The organism is Fischerella sp. JS2 (assembly GCF_032393985.1).
GTDB lineage: Bacteria > Cyanobacteriota > Cyanobacteriia > Cyanobacteriales > Nostocaceae > Fischerella.
Genome location: NZ_CP135918.1, coordinates 3,303,199 through 3,319,662 on the forward strand (window position 1 = coordinate 3,303,199; position 16,464 = coordinate 3,319,662).

Below are 16,464 nucleotides of genomic sequence, written 5' to 3' on the forward strand. Positions count from 1 at the left end.
TACTTAAGATTTGCTTTATAAATAGTCTCTTATTTATCATTGGTCATTTGTAATTTGTATTTCAAATTCTTCCAATGCTTGAACATTTCCTACTTGCCAAGCACGTTCTACTAAAGCAGGAATAATTTGTGTGAGTGGGATGTTTTCAAAATGGGGACTGGTGTCAGATTTGAGATAAATTCCTTGACTAAGTAAATATATTGTAAATTTACCACTGTCATAAACCCAGACTTCTGGAACACCAATTGCTTGATAAGCTTCAAGAGTAGTTTTAGAAGTTACATCTGTTTCTATTGCTAAATCTGGTGGTGGATCGTCGGGTTGCTGACGGCGACGTCCGATCATGTATTGATAATTTTGAATGTAAAAGCAAGCATCAGGTTCTACTCCTGCGGTTTCTTCTTTTTTAAAAGTGGTAGAACCAAAAGGTTCATATTTTTTGCCCGTAGCTTTGAGTAAGGTTTTGACAAAATCTGAAATTAATTCTTTTGGCTTTTCATGTTCGGGTAAAGGAACCATAATTTCTAAAGTATTTTTGCTATAGGCTATTCTTGCACTTCGTTTTTCTCCTAATTCTTGTAAAATTGACTCAAATTCTTGCCAACTCACATTCGGAATGGTGATTGCACTACCGGGAGCAAGTTGCATTTGGCTGACAGGTTTGACAACGGGAGTGACAACAGTCATAAAGCTGAGGTTTGAGAGAGTCTTCTAATAATCTAATTCACTCTACAATACGCTGTACTTGGTGGCAAAAATCTAATTTTGATTCAGGTGCGATCGCATCTCATGTATTTGGAGTGACAAAACAGTTTTACTGATGAGCGATCGCTCAATACCAATTCGCAATTCGCAATACTCGCGTAAGGAAACTGCTATTTCCATCAGTCTTAGGAAAGTTTCTACCTTCAGATACTCATCGTTCAGGGGCAAAAATTAGTTAAATCGAACAGATGACCATATAAATCCATGAGTCAATCCAAAATCCAAAATCCAAAATCCAAAATCGAATGACCCCAGTTGAGTTAGACAATTTGCCAGTAGCACAGCCTCAACCTAAAGATACGCTGCCGTATTTAGGATTGGTTTGCATCACCTTTTCTAAACAGGTGCGCTTTCGGACGATTACGCGCACCCGCTATTTACAATTAAGTCAGGAACAGCGCGTTAGTACTCTCAAGGAATTATATCGAGATAACTTACAGCGTCTGGATGGGGCATTAACTTTTTGTCAACAATATAATATTCGACTTTATCGAATGCCTTCTGGGTTATTTCCCATGAGTGACTGGGAAGATGAAGTCGGGGCGAGTGTACTTGAGGAAATGAGTGCCGAGTTGGGTAAAATTGGGCAACGAGCAAATCAACTAGGAATTAGAATGGTGCTGCATCCTGATCAATATGTGGTGTTAAGTTCTGATTCGCCACAAGTAGTGGCAGCAAGTATTAAAATTTTAGAACGACACGCCCTAACGTTGGATTTGTTGGGTTTACCTCGTTCTTGTTGGTCGTTGATGAATATTCATGGTGGCAAATCTCAACGAATCGAACAATTAGTAGAAGTAATTTCCCAGCTACCAGAAAATATCAAAAGTCGTTTGACTTTGGAAAATGATGAGTATGCTTACAGTGCTGGCGAAATTTTAGAGGTATGCCAGCGTACTGGAGTACCAATGGTGTTCGATGCTCATCATCATATCTGTCATGAGAATTTAGATAGTTATGATCACCCCAATGTGGCAGAAATGTTTTATGCTGCTCAACAAACTTGGACTCATCCTGAGTGGCAATTAGTTCATATTTCTAATGGGGAAGAAGCTTTTAACGACAGAAAGCATAGTGATTTAATTACTGCTATGCCAAAGATATATCAGCAAGCACCTTGGATTGAAGTGGAAGCGAAACACAAAGAAGAAGCGATCGCCTATTTGCGTTCTTGGTGGCTGTTGGAGAATAATTTTTAGTAAAAGTTGAAGTAGCTATTTGCGTCTTGGCAACAAAAGCGCAAAATTATCTAGATATGGCGATCGCAATCGATTTTGGTACAAGCAACACTGTTATCACTCGTTGGAATCCTGTCACCCAAGAGTCAGAAACTCTGAATCTACCTGGTTTATCAGTTCAACAAAGTCTAAATCCGCCACTTATTCCCAGTTTACTTTATGTGGAAAATGCTACCAAAGGACAAGTTTTGGTGGGGCAACAAGTGCGCGATCGCGGTTTAGACTTGAAAAATGATCCTCGTTTTTTCCGTACTTTCAAACGCGGTATTGGTACGGATATCCAAGGTTTTTTACCGGAATTAGATGGACAAGTAGTTACTTTTGAACAAGTCGGACAATGGTTCCTCAACCAGGTGATTACCCAATTAGAACCGATGCAAGGGGGGTTGGAATCACTTGTATTAACCGTACCTGTGGATAGTTTTGAAGCTTATCGTTACTGGTTGGGCAAAGTTTGTCAAGCATTGCCAGTGGAACAGGTGCGGATACTGGATGAACCAACAGCCGCCGCTTTAGGTTATGGTATGGCAGACCAAGAAGTTCTCTTGGTAATTGACTTTGGTGGTGGGACGCTGGATTTATCTTTGGTACAACTGGATAAAAGCGTCAAAACAACTAGTAAGCCTGTAGGATTTTTACTGAAGTTTGGCAATAAATCTTTAGCTGAAACTTCCAAACAAAAGGTGAAAACTGCCCGTGTTTTGGCGAAAGCTGGACAAAATTTAGGTGGTTCCGATTTAGACAATTGGATAGTTGACTATTTTGCGAAAACTCAAGGTTTAGCAGTCAGTCCTTTGACAATGCGACTGGCGGAAAAAGTGAAAATTCAGCTATCAACTCAAACCCAAGCGAGTGAAGTTTATTTCAACGATGAAACTTTTGAAAGTTATGAATTGCAATTAGATCGGGATACATTGGAAGGTATTCTCAGAGAACACTCATTTTTTGAACGGCTTGATGAGTCGATGTCTCAGTTACTACAACAAGCCCGACGGCAAAATATAGAAGTCGGGGATATTAATGCTGTACTGTTAGTTGGTGGTACAGTACAAATACCAGCAGTACAAACATGGGTAAAGCAATATTTTGCACCAGAAAAAATTCGGTGCGATCGCCCGTTTGAAGCCATTGCCCAAGGTGCTTTGCAAGTAACTCAAGGCGTAGAAATCAAAGATTTTCTCTACCACAGCTACGGTGTCCGCTATTGGGATAGGCGTAATAATAGACACAGTTGGTATCCGATTATTAGAGAGGGACAACCTTATCCCATGACTCAACCTGTACAGCTAGTATTGGGTGCTTCTGTGGAGAGTCAGCCCAGCATTGAGCTAATTATGGGCGAATTGGGGGCAGACACAGGCGGAACAGAAGTTTATTTTGATGGCGATCGCATGATTACCCGTCGTCTTAATAACGATGTCATAACTGTGAAACCCCTCAATGATAAAGATGGGGCGAGGACAATTGCCAACCTCACACCGCCAGGATTTCCCGGAAGCGATCGCATTAAAATCCTGTTTTTAGTTGATGAACAGCGCTTTTTGCGAATTACTGTTGAGGATTTACTCACAAATGAAACTCTGTTGGAAAATCAACTTGTAGCACAATTGAGTTAGGAATTTTTGATATAGTATTCCTAAATCATTTCCTAAATCATTGATTAGAGACAAGATCCCCGACTTTTTAGAAAAGTTGGGGATCTAAGCTTTCCAATTCTCACAAATCATACAGGGCTACTATATATTTTTTAACTGCAATTTTATCTTTTCAATCTCATTTTTTTAGCTTCAAAATACTGACCAATATAATAAATCCGGGAGCCGCAAGCCACAACCAAAATCCAGGCAGCAGTTCATATAATGCTAACTTTTGAAAGGGAGTACTACCAGCAGGTAATTTGACCCAAAATGCTGATATTGTTCCCAAAAAACCTACGATAATTGATATTAATGCAGTTAAAATTGACCAATTATATTGCTGTCGAAAAAAGAACACACACGATGTCCAGTAAGCTGGATTAGCTAACCATCCAATACTAGGCGGAATCACAAGCAGTAGTAATCCAAAAAATCCTACTAAAGTTAACTCAGCCCCTGTCATTGTGGTAATTTTATCTGTCAATGTAGCGATTTCAACCGTATTGTTTTGACCTCCAAAGGTGATTTCAACTATTTTGAAAGCAAGGGCTGGCATACTAAGTGCTATTCCATATAAAAACAGTGATAAGCTAATGAAAACTATTCGATTTGTCATCTTGATTTCTAGAAGAAGTGCGCGATTTAAACTAAAAATTTTAGAAATAAACAACTACTTTAAAACTACAAGCCCATCAACGCCCTTTCCAAAAAGTTTAGTACGCTTATACAAATCCTACTCAATAGTCGCCCACAACTTAAAATATAACCCACTTTTGCCAAGCATTAGATTAGTATATATCTTCCTCTTCTAGAGCGATCGCTTCTGGTCATCTATGGCACTTCCATATCATGTGTGAAAATCGCAAACAAGAGCCAGATGCTCTAGTTCTTGTTACCAGGTTCAACCTGGTAACAAGGATTTGGAGGCTCAGCTTCCTGGCTGTTGCAACAGGTACAACATACAAATAATAAGGATTAATTGAAGTTGCAACAGTCCAGAACTGGAACCCATCTTGGAACAGGTGGTTTCAATCCCTAATAGGGATTAATTGAAGTTGCAACAACAGGAGAAAGGATTGATGCCCAGTTAGCATTAGTTTCAATCCCTAATAGGGATTAATTGAAGTTGCAACCAAACACCTTAATTTATTCGATACCACCCACTACGTTTCAATCCCTAATAGGGATTAATTGAAGTTGCAACAATGTCCCATCTAGGATCGACGTTTTCAAGGTTTTTGTTTCAATCCCTAATAGGGATTAATTGAAGTTGCAACGTGCGATCGCACAACCGACTGCCCAAGATTTGCCCACAGAGTTTCAATCCCTAATAGGGATTAATTGAAGTTGCAACTCCTTGCCTCCAAAGGTGAACCTGGGTCAGGTACGTTTCAATCCCTAATAGGGATTAATTGAAGTTGCAACTTTAACAGAGGGTAAGTTGTTTATCAGATTTGTATGTTTCAATCCCTAATAGGGATTAATTGAAGTTGCAACCCTACCAAAAAATCCGAAATGGGAAGGACATTAATGTTTCAATCCCTAATAGGGATTAATTGAAGTTGCAACCTCTTTTCTTGTAAATGTCTTCTGGTATCTCCGGATGTTTCAATCCCTAATAGGGATTAATTGAAGTTGCAACCGGGATGACACAACAAGGAATGCTGATCAACGATGTTTCAATCCCTAATAGGGATTAATTGAAGTTGCAACCCTCACCTATAACGCACTCAACTGGCAGTACTGCGTTTCAATCCCTAATAGGGATTAATTGAAGTTGCAACATAACAACTCTTTTACCCATTTTCCTTAGTTACCATGTTTCAATCCCTAATAGGGATTAATTGAAGTTGCAACTCGATAGGGAGTGAATCAAGCTTGGTCAATACTTGTTTCAATCCCTAATAGGGATTAATTGAAGTTGCAACCATAGTTGGTATTCATGAAGATGATTGTTTCACTACTGTTTCAATCCCTAATAGGGATTAATTGAAGTTGCAACTAGCTGCTGGAGATCGCGGATCGCACTATTTAAATTGTTTCAATCCCTAATAGGGATTAATTGAAGTTGCAACGAACTGTATATATCTTATCGTCCCGCGAGATCTTGTTTCAATCCCTAATAGGGATTAATTGAAGTTGCAACCTGCGTCCGCTCATCCCAGTAAGCTCCATCAGCTGAGTTTCAATCCCTAATAGGGATTAATTGAAGTTGCAACAAATGCCAAGCTGTATGGGAAAAAGTAATGCCTAGATTTCAATCCCTAATAGGGATTAATTGAAGTTGCAACATTATCTGCCGCTCCCTCTTTCTTTAAGAGAAAGTTTCAATCCCTAATAGGGATTAATTGAAGTTGCAACGTTACTTATCAGAGTCAGCCAAGGAAATTTGTGTTTCAATCCCTAATAGGGATTAATTGAAGTTGCAACCTTCTCCCATTCAATAACTGTACGAATTACGGTTTGTGTTTCAATCCCTAATAGGGATTAATTGAAGTTGCAACATCCTTAGTAGTAAGCAGGCCCATGCGCCCCCTAAAACGTTTCAATCCCTAATAGGGATTAATTGAAGTTGCAACTCTGGATAAATTGGAGATACCGAGTAACCCCAATGGTTTCAATCCCTAATAGGGATTAATTGAAGTTGCAACTGAGATACTCGGCCAAATAAGCAAGTAGTTCCTGTGTTTCAATCCCTAATAGGGATTAATTGAAGTTGCAACCTTGATATTCCAAAATTCGGCCAATTCCCAGGACGTTTCAATCCCTAATAGGGATTAATTGAAGTTGCAACCTATACTATCATGCCACTTGGATATCTGTCGAGGGAGGTTTCAATCCCTAATAGGGATTAATTGAAGTTGCAACCCTGGATATCTGTCGAGGCAGAACATTGGAGATTGTATAGTGTTTCAATCCCTAATAGGGATTAATTGAAGTTGCAACAAAACCCCAGGTCCTGGGGACCTGGGGCTACTTGGGTTTCAATCCCTAATAGGGATTAATTGAAGTTGCAACTCGTAGGCACGTTGATCAGAGAGGACTGAATAGTTTCAATCCCTAATAGGGATTAATTGAAGTTGCAACGAAGCTAGCCGGCACTGCTGAGATTATAGGGGCATAGTTTCAATCCCTAATAGGGATTAATTGAAGTTGCAACATTTGGCGACTTGGATGATCAAGTTGTCACAGACATGGTTGTTTCAATCCCTAATAGGGATTAATTGAAGTTGCAACCCCCTGGGGTTGCTCCGCGACTATCTATCTGTGGGTAGATTGTTTCAATCCCTAATAGGGATTAATTGAAGTTGCAACAATCGGTGCTTTACCTTCCCTGCACGATAGCTATGCAGTTTCAATCCCTAATAGGGATTAATTGAAGTTGCAACGCGAAGCAACGTTTTAGATTTCCTGGACTATAAAGCTGTTTCAATCCCTAATAGGGATTAATTGAAGTTGCAACCTTAAGAGTGCAAGTATTAGAAAGGTGAACGCAGTTTCAATCCCTAATAGGGATTAATTGAAGTTGCAACAAGAGTGCAGGTGCTTGAACGATGAAAGACAAACATGGTTTCAATCCCTAATAGGGATTAATTGAAGTTGCAACGTAGCAACGCTTGAGTTTAGAGAAACATAACTAATTGTTTCAATCCCTAATAGGGATTAATTGAAGTTGCAACCTAACTGTTTACGCTAGCTCCGATGACTCCGGCGTACAGTTTCAATCCCTAATAGGGATTAATTGAAGTTGCAACGATGAAAGATAAACACTCTAAGACAGTCTTCAATGCAGTTTCAATCCCTAATAGGGATTAATTGAAGTTGCAACGAAACTAGTTAGTCAAGGACTACCTTACGTACTTGTTTCAATCCCTAATAGGGATTAATTGAAGTTGCAACTGGTGATAAGTCCAGAATCTTACGGAAATTTGCGGCTGTTTCAATCCCTAATAGGGATTAATTGAAGTTGCAACAGCTCACTTTACTACTCTTACTATATTTGGTTTTCAAGGTTCTGTTTCGTCAATCTAAAATAAAGGTACCTTTTGGGACATCGGATTGTCAAGCGATCGCACCCAAAAAATCCTTTAAATCTAGTCACAGGAATCTTTTCGGCGATCGCGTCAACCTCACTAATTGTATAACAAGGTTCAAACTCAGCCAGGGTAATGGTTTCAGCCAATATTTTTGGCATGTTCAGAAAAACACCTACTCATTGACGCAAATTGTGTTTTTTTGCAGATAACGCTGTCTTGAAAATAGGGTGTGGGGATGTAAGGGGTATAGGGGTGTAGGAGGAGTCAAATTTTCATGTTTTGTTGTGTACTAACGTTTGATTCACTCTGGTGTACGCAGTTTATGATGGCTACTTATTATAAGGAAAGTGCATTGATTGAGGAGTAAATTTATCATGTCCCGTCTACTACCAGAGTTTGCACAGCGACTACTGTGCAGTATTGCCTTTGTAATATTCCTAAGTCTAACAATACTTCCTGGTGCGAGTTGGGCTTATGCTTCTGGCTTGGGAGTAACTAATGGTCATCTTAGTTCTTGTCCAGCTTCAAACAATTGTGTGGTAAGCCAAGATGCTGACTCGAAACACGCGATTGACGCGATCGTTTATCATGTAGACCGCGACACAGCACGAGAAACCTTATTAAAAGTTCTCAACGTTGTTCCTCGAACAGAAGTGATAGAACAGACAGATAATTACATCCATGCTCTTTCTAAAAGCCGCATCTTTAAATTTGTTGATGATGTAGAGTTTTATTTCCCACCTAACGAGTCAGTAATTCATGTACGTTCCGCATCTCGCGTGGGAGAATCGGACCTCGGAGTCAACCGTAGGCGAATCGAGCAAATTCGTCTGGCTCTTTTGGATTTAAAGATTTGATGTTCGCTGTAAAAGCGATCGCCATGCGTAGTTAACACAAACTTGTGATTTAACGACAAAGGTTTAGATCTCGTCAATCCAAAATCCAAAATCTCAAACTATCTGACTATTCCCTATTCCCTTCCTCAACTACTTACTTACGTACCACTACTAACGTCCCAACTTCAGCCCAATTAAAAAGCTTACGAGCTTCTTTAACTGGTAAATTCACGCAACCATGACTAACGGGCGTACCAAATCTATCGTGCCAAAAAGCGCCATGAATTGCATACCCCTCGTAGAAATACATAGTATAGGGAACACCAGAAATATCATAACCAGGGCCTCGCATTCTCGCATAGCGAAGCTTAGAGCCAATTAGAAACTTACCTTTTTTTGTAGGCGTTGAACGCTTTCCTGTGGAAACTCGCATCGAATACACAAGTTGACTACCTTCCCAAGCGTATAGACGTTGTTGTGACAAATCAATTTCGATTTTGCGAGGAGGGCGTAATTCTTTCCAAATATCAGCTTCGTTAATAGAGTTGCGACCAAATATGCGATAAGAAAAATGTGAAAGAGGTGTCTTTGAATTTGAAGAACTAAAAGCAGCCCCAACCACAATTCCCACAGTTGCTAAGAAAGTTGTTAACCAAGCAATCCAACTACTGCCAATCCAGTTTCCCATTATCTTAACTTGTTAATTCGCAGAGAATGCCCAAAATGTGTTTGTTGATGGTTGTTTGGAAAAATTACCAACCATTAACAACTAATATCAAGTTCGGCTAATTACTTACGATATTATGTTTCGTTGTTGGGCATTGGTTTTTCCCATTACCCTTACGGGTTCGCCAGTCGCTCATGGGGGACTCATCGGTCCTGGTGGGGATTGGGGGAGGAACCCCCTGCGTAAGAGTCGCTGGCTCACCAATTACCCATTACCTGTTGCCAGCCTATGCGACAGTATAAGTATTTAAGCGAACATGAAATGAATACTATCTTTGAACAACTACTGGCGTACCGATTGATGCCCATCTGTATAGCCATCTGGCATGTTTAGGTGGTAAATTTACACAACCGTGGCTAACTGGTGTCCCAAATCTTCGATGCCAGTAGGCTCCATGAATAGCATAGCCTCCTCTGTAATACATCGTATATGGGACATTCGGAACGTTGTAGCCTCTACCACGCATTCGAGTTTTTCTCAGCTTGGTTTGAATCCGAAAAACACCAGTACGAGTGGGAGTAGATCTTTTTCCTGTAGAGACAACCACTCTGTACACAGGCTTCCTACCTTCCCAAGCAATCAATCGTTGTTCGGAAAGATCAATTTGTATCCAGCGTCGTTGAGATTGTTTGAAGTTAATGATTGCTTGCCTGATTGTACTTCTTTTTGGGTGTCTCAAAACTCCTTGTGAAGGAGTACTAAAAACACTTAAAGCGAGTGCTGCACTAACAAAGAGTACTTTTAAAGAACGCACCCAACTGGAAGAAGATGGCTTTTCCATGATTATTACACCATAATGCCATTAATTTAAGGGAAATTTTCTTTTTCTCTGATGACTTTTAGCTTTTTGCTGCAACAGGCGTAGGTTTTCCTGATTTCATCCTATAGCAAATGTCCTCATTCGTAACTATCCAAGGACAAACAGATGAGGAATTGTTGAAAAATCAAATTTATGTAATTTTACTCACAAGGAAAAACCTGCTAATAATTAAAATTATTGGCTCATACAGTAATCTTAATTATTATTAATCAATCCTTAATTAAACAAGTATTGACTAAAGTAAACCTTAAACAGTGTAGAGACGTGTTATGGCAGGTCTCTATACCTGAGTAAATTTCACTAGAAGTTCTTAACTGAACCACTGTTTCACTAAACAACTATTTACTAAGGATTTTGCTTGTTGAGATATTGCTTGCCAATTTCCAGTTTCTACAAACTGTTTCGGAAACAATTCGCTACTCAAACCTACTGCGATCGCTCCTGCTTGTAAAAATTCTTGGGCATTTTTTAAAGTAACCCCGCCTGTAGGAATCAAAGGAATGTGACCTAGTGGCCCTTGTAAACTTTTGATATAATTTGCTCCACCTACCGCCTGTACGGGAAATACCTTCACACAAGTTGCACCGTAATTCCAAGCCATAACGATTTCTGTGGGAGAAAGCGCACCAGGAATAATAGGTATATTTTCCGCAACTGCTGCTTGGATCATAGTTGGGTCAACATGGGGTGTAAACAGAAATTGCGCCCCTACGGAAGTTGCGTCATAAAGTTGTTCTAAATTTAACAAAGTACCTGTACCAATGGTACAGTCGGGTAATTCTGAGCGGAGTTTAGTGATTAATTCTGAAGCGTTAGCGCTATTCCAGGTAATTTCGATTAATTGTATACCTCCAGATGCCATAGCCAAGGCCATCTGGCGTCCAAGTTCTAATTGAGAAGCGCGAATAACTGCGATCGCTCGATGTTTTTTTACCAGTGTTAACCAAGGGTGATGAGACATGGGGACAATAAATTAACAATTAGCTCAAAAGTAATATTGTTTTAGATTAGATAAGTAGGAGTAACACCGACTTAGACACTTTATTCAATCTAACCAAAGATAGATACCATTATTAATAATAATCCAGCTAAAACTCAACAATCATTATTCTTAGGCTATTAAGTAACTATTTTGGAAAAATTAATCATTAAAAAAATTCAGTCGCAAGCCAGAGGAAAAAAATAACTTTTATTTTTAAGTTATTAGTATAGATGCTTTCATAGGTAATTTTATTATGCCTCTTTACAAGCTACAAGATTTTGATCCTAGTTACCGAGATACATTCGGTGGTGATGATATTAAAGGTTTGCCCCTCTACACCGAAGGGGGAAATAGAATCGGTACAGTTGCAGACGCACTAGTAGATCCAGAAGGTCGTTTTCGCTATTTAGTTATAGAAACTGAATCAGATTTTCATAGCAAAAGAATTTTACTTCCAATAGGTCTTTCTCGCATTGATTATAATCAACGACGTGTGTATGTTGATGGATTAAGCAGAGAACAAGTACAAAATTTACCTGTGTACAGAGATGACATGACTGTTGATTATGATTATGAAGAACAGGTACGCAGGAATTATCGTCCCCAACAAAATGTAGCTTACGATCGCAATAGCTACACCTATGAAAATGATGCACCTTTATATAATTTGAATGAGCAAAACCATCAAACTTTCAAATTATATGAAGAACGGTTAATCGCCAACAAAAATCGCATCAAAACCGGAGAAGTTACCGTTGGTAAGCATATTGAAACAGAAACCGCAACAGTTTCAGTACCAATCGAGAAAGAAAGAGTTGTAATTGAACGAGTTCCAACCACAACAGAAGGCGTTGCAATTAGCCCCGACGAAGCACAATTTCAATCAGGGGAAGTAGCACGCATCGAGATCTACGAAGAAACACCCGAAATTCGGAAAGAAGCTTTTGTGCGTGAGGAAGTCCGGGTTAAGAAAGTCGTAGACAAAGACGTTGTGGAAGCCCAAGACACAATTCGTCGTGAAGAATTAGACATTCAAACTGAAGGTAATTTGCCTTTAGATGAAACAAATACACCGTCAAGAGATCGTCTCTAGACGTGTTTTGAAAATGGGTATAGGGGTGTAAAGGTAGATATACTTGTTTTTCCCAAGTAAAGCAATGCGTGACCCACAGATAAAAATTGATCCGGGAACTTTGTTATTGATAGTATCTATCCTGCTGCTATTGCCCCTTTTAGTAGCTGGCTTTATCTCACAGTAAATTTGATTTGATAGTCGAACACAGATGAACACAGATACACACCGATAAATTATCTGTGTACCCTATGGGAAGCCGCCCTTAGGGGCGTCTACATCTGTGTGATCTGTGTTCGTTTTTACAAGAGACTCAATTATGGTGACAATACCTAAATTTTATTGTTGCAAACTAACACGTTTAACTATAAATTGTTGCTTCACTTAGCCCAAACATTGTCGATTAAGCAACAATGATCACAGACTCGACATGAAAATATTATGACTGCTACAGCACAATCCTTCAATCTACCCGCATTGGCAGAATTAAGATCAGGGTTGCCTAATATCTGCGGTTGGGAAGCGGCAATTCAGTCAATAGTTAAACAAGAAGAATCAGTATATTTAAATACTACTAATCTAAGCTTAGAAAATATCACGGCGGGATTTGCCTGCGCTCTACACATGCATCAACCAAGTATCCCCGCAGGCATTAACGGCGAAATCATCAGTAATCTCCAGTATATGTTTGAACATCCTCATGATGGAGATAACCATAATGCCGAAGCTTTTGCTTGGTGTTACAGCCGTATGGGAGAATTTATCCCGCAGCTAATTTCTCAAGGTTGTAACCCTCGCATCATGCTTGATTATTCAGGCAACTTGCTGTGGGGTTTACGGCAAATGGAAGGCGACCATATCTTCGATCATCTCAAGCGTATCACCTGTGACCCTCAATACCAGCCTTATGTAGAATGGCTGGGAACAATGTGGAGTCATGCTGTAGTTCCCTCCACACCTATTCCCGACATCAAACTACACATTCAAGCTTGGCAACATCACTTTGCAGCTATTTTCGGTTACGATGCCCTCAAGCGAGTCAAAGGTTTCTCTCCTCCAGAAATGCATTTGCCCAATCATCCAGATACTTTGTTTGAATACATTAAAGCGTTAAAAGAATGCGGGTATCGCTGGTTAATGGTGCAAGAACATTCCCTAGAACGTCTTGATGGTTCTGGGTTAAAGCACGAAGATAAATATATTCCCAACCGTTTGCTTGCCCGTAATTCTTACGGTGAAACTACTAGTATTACAGCATTAATTAAAACACAAGGTTCGGACACGAAATTAGTTGCCCAGATGCAACCTTATTTTGAAGCCAAAGGCAAGAATAAGCAGCAAATTAGCAACGTGACAGTCCCCTCTTTAGTTACCCAAATTGCTGATGGAGAAAATGGCGGTGTGATGATGAATGAATATCCCCGCGATTTGTTTAGGGTTTATCATGAAATCTGCGAAGCGGGTAATAATTATGCAGGTGTGGTTGCCCTCAATGGAACAGAATATTTAGAACTAATTGCAGCAGCAGGTGTTAATCGTGAAGATTATCCAACTTGTCAGGCTGTCCATCAGCATAAAATTTGGCAGGAAGTTGATTCAGATAATGCTACGCCGGAAGCTGTAGAAAAGGTAATAGCACAATTAAAAGCAACTGACCATCAATTTCACATGGATGGTGCTTCTTGGACTAATAATTTAAGTTGGGTGGAAGGTTATGAGAATGTCTTAGACCCGATGAAAAAACTTAGTGTCATGTTTCATGAAAAATATGACTCGTTGGTACGGCAAGATCCTTTAGTAACACAGCGTCCAGATTATCAAGCAGCTTTGTTATATAACTTGTTGTTGCAAACCAGTTGTTTCCGTTACTGGGGACAAGGGACTTGGACTGATTATGCGCGTGAGATTTATCGCCGGGGCGAAGCAGTGTTAAGTTAGTGTATCTGGATCTATACCAAGAGAACGCAACTTTTCTGCTATTATTTGCATAATAAATTCCCATGTCAACACCGAAAAACCAATCCATCTGATCTGACCATGCCATTGCTAAGACGGCTTTGAGTAAACTGGCGATTAAATTTGTAGTTCGTTATCCACTTGGGTATCGTCAGAGTCGGGTAGTTCCTCTGAAGCGGGTAAGCAAGCTAGTGGATCGTACTCTAACATGATGGGTTTGGCGATCGCTTCACAATCAAGATTGCTTTAATTGTAGCCAGTAGTCTATCAACAAACTTTCAATGTGTTGGTAATTACACTCAGCGATCGCTTGCTTATAGTTTCAAAAATAGCGATCGCCCTCTCTCAATTAACTATGAGCTTATAGTAAGCGCATGGCGTGCTTACTACAAGCTCTCTATAGTTCTACTTATAAGAAGTATATTTTCTCCAAGTTTGGGCTATGAGTTGAGCATCTTTTCCAAAAAATGATTCTTGATCACCATTACTCCAAGTGATGACGCAGACGACTTGCTCTTTGTATATATTGGGGTCAGCTTGGCAAAACTGAACTTGGCGGGCGTAAGCTAAATTTATCCAACCTTTTGTTAGTGTTCGGCAAAGGATGATTTGTGTCATTATAGAAATCTTCAATGAAATTCTGCGTGAATACTTTGGAGAGAAGGGCGGTTTCGTTTCTCAGGCGCTACCGCCTTTCTCATAATTAATAGCGTGTAATGTTAGCTAGCATTTGTCAAGCATTAGCTAGTGTTTTATACTAAAGTTATAGCTGATAGTTTACAAATGAAAAGTTAAAACCTACAACTGTGATTTAGATGAAAGTAAGACGAACAGTAGAAAAAGAAGTCCCTGGATTAGGTGAAAAGATAAAACAGGCAAGGGAGGCTGATGAGCGTTCCCTAGAGGCTATTTGTTCTGAGGTAGGTATATCTCGTGTTTACTGGTACGACATTGAAGCAGAGAGAGTCAGAAGTGCTTTGCCAGAAGAAACACTTCGCAAAATTGAAAAAGTATTAGGTGTGGATTTGGGAGTAAAATTCAATGATTAATATCGTATTAACTGGTAGTGGATAATTGGTGAGCCAACGACTCTTACGTAGGGGGTTTTCCCCCAATCCTCGCTTCCTGTTGATCGTAGAGTCCCCGAGTCCCCGTGAGCAACTGGCAAACCCATAAGGGTAATGGAAAGCTACTGAATAGAAACAAAGTAGATAGTCCTCGTTTTTTGCGTAAATCAGAGAAAGCATTAAAAAGATTACAAAAACGAGGATTTAATCTTTCTCCTAAGAGGACAGCAATGCCTAGTTCCTCCTAATTAGTTATCAGTTGTCAGGGATTGAAAGATCTCCCTACTTTCCATACTTTGCTCAAAATAACTGATAATACTACTGCCACGCATAATATTGCCACTCCACTTATAACACTGTCGAAATGGAGAATTTCGATGAGTGGGATAGAAGCGAGTATAAAGCAATTGAATTTGGTCTCCAGGCTTCACTTCTACAGGATTCTCTATTGGTAGATAGCAGTGCTTCCAGCAATCAGAAGTAGTATGAGCTGCAATATCAGATCCTGATATATCTAAAACAACTGAATCAGCAAGAGTTGCCACAAAACTGCCCTTAAATCCCGTAAAAATTCCATCTACTTCCACATTGAAAGTGAGGATAACGTTATAAACTTGCTGATCGTTACCGTCCATTTGAAATTCTTGAGCTATTTGAGGTTTGCTGAGGTAGCTTTGCTGAGAAAGGATTACATCATAGTAAAGATTGAACGGACTCTCAACAGCTAATCTTTGTAACAGTCGCTCCAAATTATACTTAGTGTTTAGTCTTTTAATATTTTTTGATTTAACTTGTTGATGGGCTTTGACAGAGCTTACTGGTACCAACTGAGTGTAAACGCTAGACGGTAACATTCTTCCTGATTTTTTTAGAAAACGTTGACGTGCATCGGTTAAAATTGGAACAAAATCTTCGTTGTCAGCAAGATTGCCCAGAATTTCTGAAATAATCAGGTCAACTCGTTGGGGTAAGTTTACTTCATAAGAAATAGCATTGAAAACTTCGTATCTTCCATAAAAGCCCCCTTGATTAAATCTTTGAATTGCTAAGGTAAGAATTTTAGAATTAACATCAATAGCGTATAAATATTTTGCACCTGCTTCTAAAGCCCATAATCCTAAAATTCCTGTTCCAGTCCCTAAATCCAAAACAATCATTTCAGGCTGCACTACTGACTCAATAGCTTTTTTATAAGCAGCCATTCTCAGTTTATCTCCTAACATTAATTCATGAAAATCTTCATCCCACTCTAAAATTGTCTCAGACAAAGGAAACCATACTTCTTCTACTTCATATTGACAAATCATAAGAGTTTTATATCCTCATT

Annotated in this window: 14 protein-coding genes, 1 pseudogene and 1 CRISPR repeat array; of the genes and pseudogenes, 6 read left to right on the forward strand and 9 right to left on the reverse strand. The window is 39.5% G+C overall.

Annotation, left to right across the window (positions count from 1 at the left end; genetic code table 11):
* Positions 1-36: 36 nt before the first annotated feature.
* Together RS893_RS13900 and RS893_RS13905 are read right to left on the reverse strand one after the other, a co-directional pair.
* Positions 37-687, reverse strand: coding sequence for a Uma2 family endonuclease (locus tag RS893_RS13900; protein ID WP_315791680.1), 651 nt, complete (start codon positions 685-687; stop codon positions 37-39).
* 72 nt (positions 688-759) lie between these two features.
* On the reverse strand, positions 760-933 hold the full coding sequence (locus RS893_RS13905) for a hypothetical protein (protein ID WP_315791681.1): 174 nt from the start codon (positions 931-933) through the stop codon (positions 760-762).
* A 77-nt stretch (positions 934-1,010) separates the two neighbouring features.
* Here RS893_RS13905 and uvsE point away from each other — a divergent pair, with 77 nt between their 5' ends.
* On the forward strand, positions 1,011-1,964 hold the full coding sequence (uvsE, locus tag RS893_RS13910) for a UV DNA damage repair endonuclease UvsE (protein WP_315791682.1): 954 nt from the start codon (positions 1,011-1,013) through the stop codon (positions 1,962-1,964).
* A gap of 56 nt (positions 1,965-2,020) precedes the next feature.
* Positions 2,021-3,619: an Hsp70 family protein gene (locus tag RS893_RS13915; RefSeq protein ID WP_315791970.1), complete on the forward strand. Its 1,599-nt coding sequence runs from the start codon at positions 2,021-2,023 to the stop codon at positions 3,617-3,619.
* A 157-nt stretch (positions 3,620-3,776) separates the two neighbouring features.
* Here RS893_RS13915 and RS893_RS13920 read toward each other — a convergent pair whose 3' ends face one another.
* Positions 3,777-4,310, reverse strand: coding sequence for a hypothetical protein (locus RS893_RS13920; protein WP_315791683.1), 534 nt, complete (start codon positions 4,308-4,310; stop codon positions 3,777-3,779).
* A gap of 355 nt (positions 4,311-4,665) precedes the next feature.
* Positions 4,666-7,614: a CRISPR direct-repeat array (repeat unit 37 nt; unit sequence GTTTCAATCCCTAATAGGGATTAATTGAAGTTGCAAC).
* A gap of 437 nt (positions 7,615-8,051) precedes the next feature.
* Between RS893_RS13920 and RS893_RS13925 the strand changes: the two genes are divergently transcribed.
* A complete protein-coding gene (locus RS893_RS13925; RefSeq protein ID WP_315791684.1) occupies positions 8,052-8,534 on the forward strand; it encodes a DUF1499 domain-containing protein in 483 nt (160 codons plus the stop codon).
* Positions 8,535-8,667: 133 nt separating this feature from the next.
* Here the strand turns inward: RS893_RS13925 and RS893_RS13930 are convergent, their stop codons facing one another.
* The 3 genes from RS893_RS13930 to RS893_RS13940 all read right to left on the reverse strand — a co-directional run bounded on the left by RS893_RS13930 (position 8,668) and on the right by RS893_RS13940 (position 11,021).
* Positions 8,668-9,201 (reverse strand): L,D-transpeptidase, encoded by a 534-nt coding sequence (locus RS893_RS13930; RefSeq protein ID WP_315791685.1) that lies wholly within the window; start codon positions 9,199-9,201, stop codon positions 8,668-8,670.
* 307 nt (positions 9,202-9,508) lie between these two features.
* Complete coding sequence (locus RS893_RS13935) at positions 9,509-10,021, reverse strand: L,D-transpeptidase (protein WP_315791686.1); 513 nt, start codon at positions 10,019-10,021, stop codon at positions 9,509-9,511.
* Between the two features lie 349 nt (positions 10,022-10,370).
* On the reverse strand, positions 10,371-11,021 hold the full coding sequence (locus RS893_RS13940; RefSeq protein WP_315791687.1) for a bifunctional 4-hydroxy-2-oxoglutarate aldolase/2-dehydro-3-deoxy-phosphogluconate aldolase: 651 nt from the start codon (positions 11,019-11,021) through the stop codon (positions 10,371-10,373).
* 274 nt (positions 11,022-11,295) lie between these two features.
* Between RS893_RS13940 and RS893_RS13945 the strand changes: the two genes are divergently transcribed.
* A complete protein-coding gene (locus RS893_RS13945) occupies positions 11,296-12,135 on the forward strand; it encodes a DUF2382 domain-containing protein (RefSeq protein ID WP_315791688.1) in 840 nt (279 codons plus the stop codon).
* Positions 12,136-12,555: 420 nt separating this feature from the next.
* Positions 12,556-14,052 carry a glycosyl hydrolase family 57 gene (locus tag RS893_RS13950; protein WP_315791689.1) on the forward strand — a complete coding sequence of 499 codons (1,497 nt, stop codon included), beginning with the start codon at positions 12,556-12,558 and terminating at the stop codon, positions 14,050-14,052.
* Positions 14,053-14,098: 46 nt separating this feature from the next.
* Here RS893_RS13950 and RS893_RS13955 read toward each other — a convergent pair.
* Both RS893_RS13955 and RS893_RS13960 read right to left on the reverse strand, forming a co-directional pair.
* Positions 14,099-14,280, reverse strand: a pseudogene (locus tag RS893_RS13955) (hypothetical protein); the annotation flags it as partial.
* A gap of 195 nt (positions 14,281-14,475) precedes the next feature.
* Entirely contained in the window at positions 14,476-14,688 is a 213-nt protein-coding gene (locus RS893_RS13960; RefSeq protein ID WP_315791690.1) for a hypothetical protein, read from the reverse strand.
* A 197-nt stretch (positions 14,689-14,885) separates the two neighbouring features.
* On the opposite strand from RS893_RS13960, the gene RS893_RS13965 reads away from it, so the two are divergent.
* Complete coding sequence (locus RS893_RS13965; RefSeq protein WP_315791691.1) at positions 14,886-15,119, forward strand: helix-turn-helix transcriptional regulator; 234 nt, start codon at positions 14,886-14,888, stop codon at positions 15,117-15,119.
* Positions 15,120-15,385: 266 nt separating this feature from the next.
* Here RS893_RS13965 and RS893_RS13970 read toward each other — a convergent pair whose 3' ends face one another.
* Positions 15,386-16,444 carry a 50S ribosomal protein L11 methyltransferase gene (locus RS893_RS13970; RefSeq protein ID WP_315791692.1) on the reverse strand — a complete coding sequence of 353 codons (1,059 nt, stop codon included), beginning with the start codon at positions 16,442-16,444 and terminating at the stop codon, positions 15,386-15,388.
* Positions 16,445-16,464: the final 20 nt, after the last annotated feature.

Coding starts and splice junctions, on each gene's coding strand:
- RS893_RS13900 (WP_315791680.1), bottom strand. CDS start 687: ATGACTGTTGTCACTCCCGTTGTCAAACCTGTCAGCCAAATGCAACTT.
- uvsE (WP_315791682.1), top strand. CDS start 1,011: ATGACCCCAGTTGAGTTAGACAATTTGCCAGTAGCACAGCCTCAACCT.
- RS893_RS13915 (WP_315791970.1), top strand. CDS start 2,021: ATGGCGATCGCAATCGATTTTGGTACAAGCAACACTGTTATCACTCGT.
- RS893_RS13925 (WP_315791684.1), top strand. CDS start 8,052: ATGTCCCGTCTACTACCAGAGTTTGCACAGCGACTACTGTGCAGTATT.
- RS893_RS13930 (WP_315791685.1), bottom strand. CDS start 9,201: ATGGGAAACTGGATTGGCAGTAGTTGGATTGCTTGGTTAACAACTTTC.
- RS893_RS13935 (WP_315791686.1), bottom strand. CDS start 10,021: ATGGAAAAGCCATCTTCTTCCAGTTGGGTGCGTTCTTTAAAAGTACTC.
- RS893_RS13940 (WP_315791687.1), bottom strand. CDS start 11,021: ATGTCTCATCACCCTTGGTTAACACTGGTAAAAAAACATCGAGCGATC.
- RS893_RS13945 (WP_315791688.1), top strand. CDS start 11,296: ATGCCTCTTTACAAGCTACAAGATTTTGATCCTAGTTACCGAGATACA.
- RS893_RS13950 (WP_315791689.1), top strand. CDS start 12,556: ATGACTGCTACAGCACAATCCTTCAATCTACCCGCATTGGCAGAATTA.
- RS893_RS13960 (WP_315791690.1), bottom strand. CDS start 14,688: ATGACACAAATCATCCTTTGCCGAACACTAACAAAAGGTTGGATAAAT.
- RS893_RS13965 (WP_315791691.1), top strand. CDS start 14,886: ATGAAAGTAAGACGAACAGTAGAAAAAGAAGTCCCTGGATTAGGTGAA.
- RS893_RS13970 (WP_315791692.1), bottom strand. CDS start 16,444: ATGATTTGTCAATATGAAGTAGAAGAAGTATGGTTTCCTTTGTCTGAG.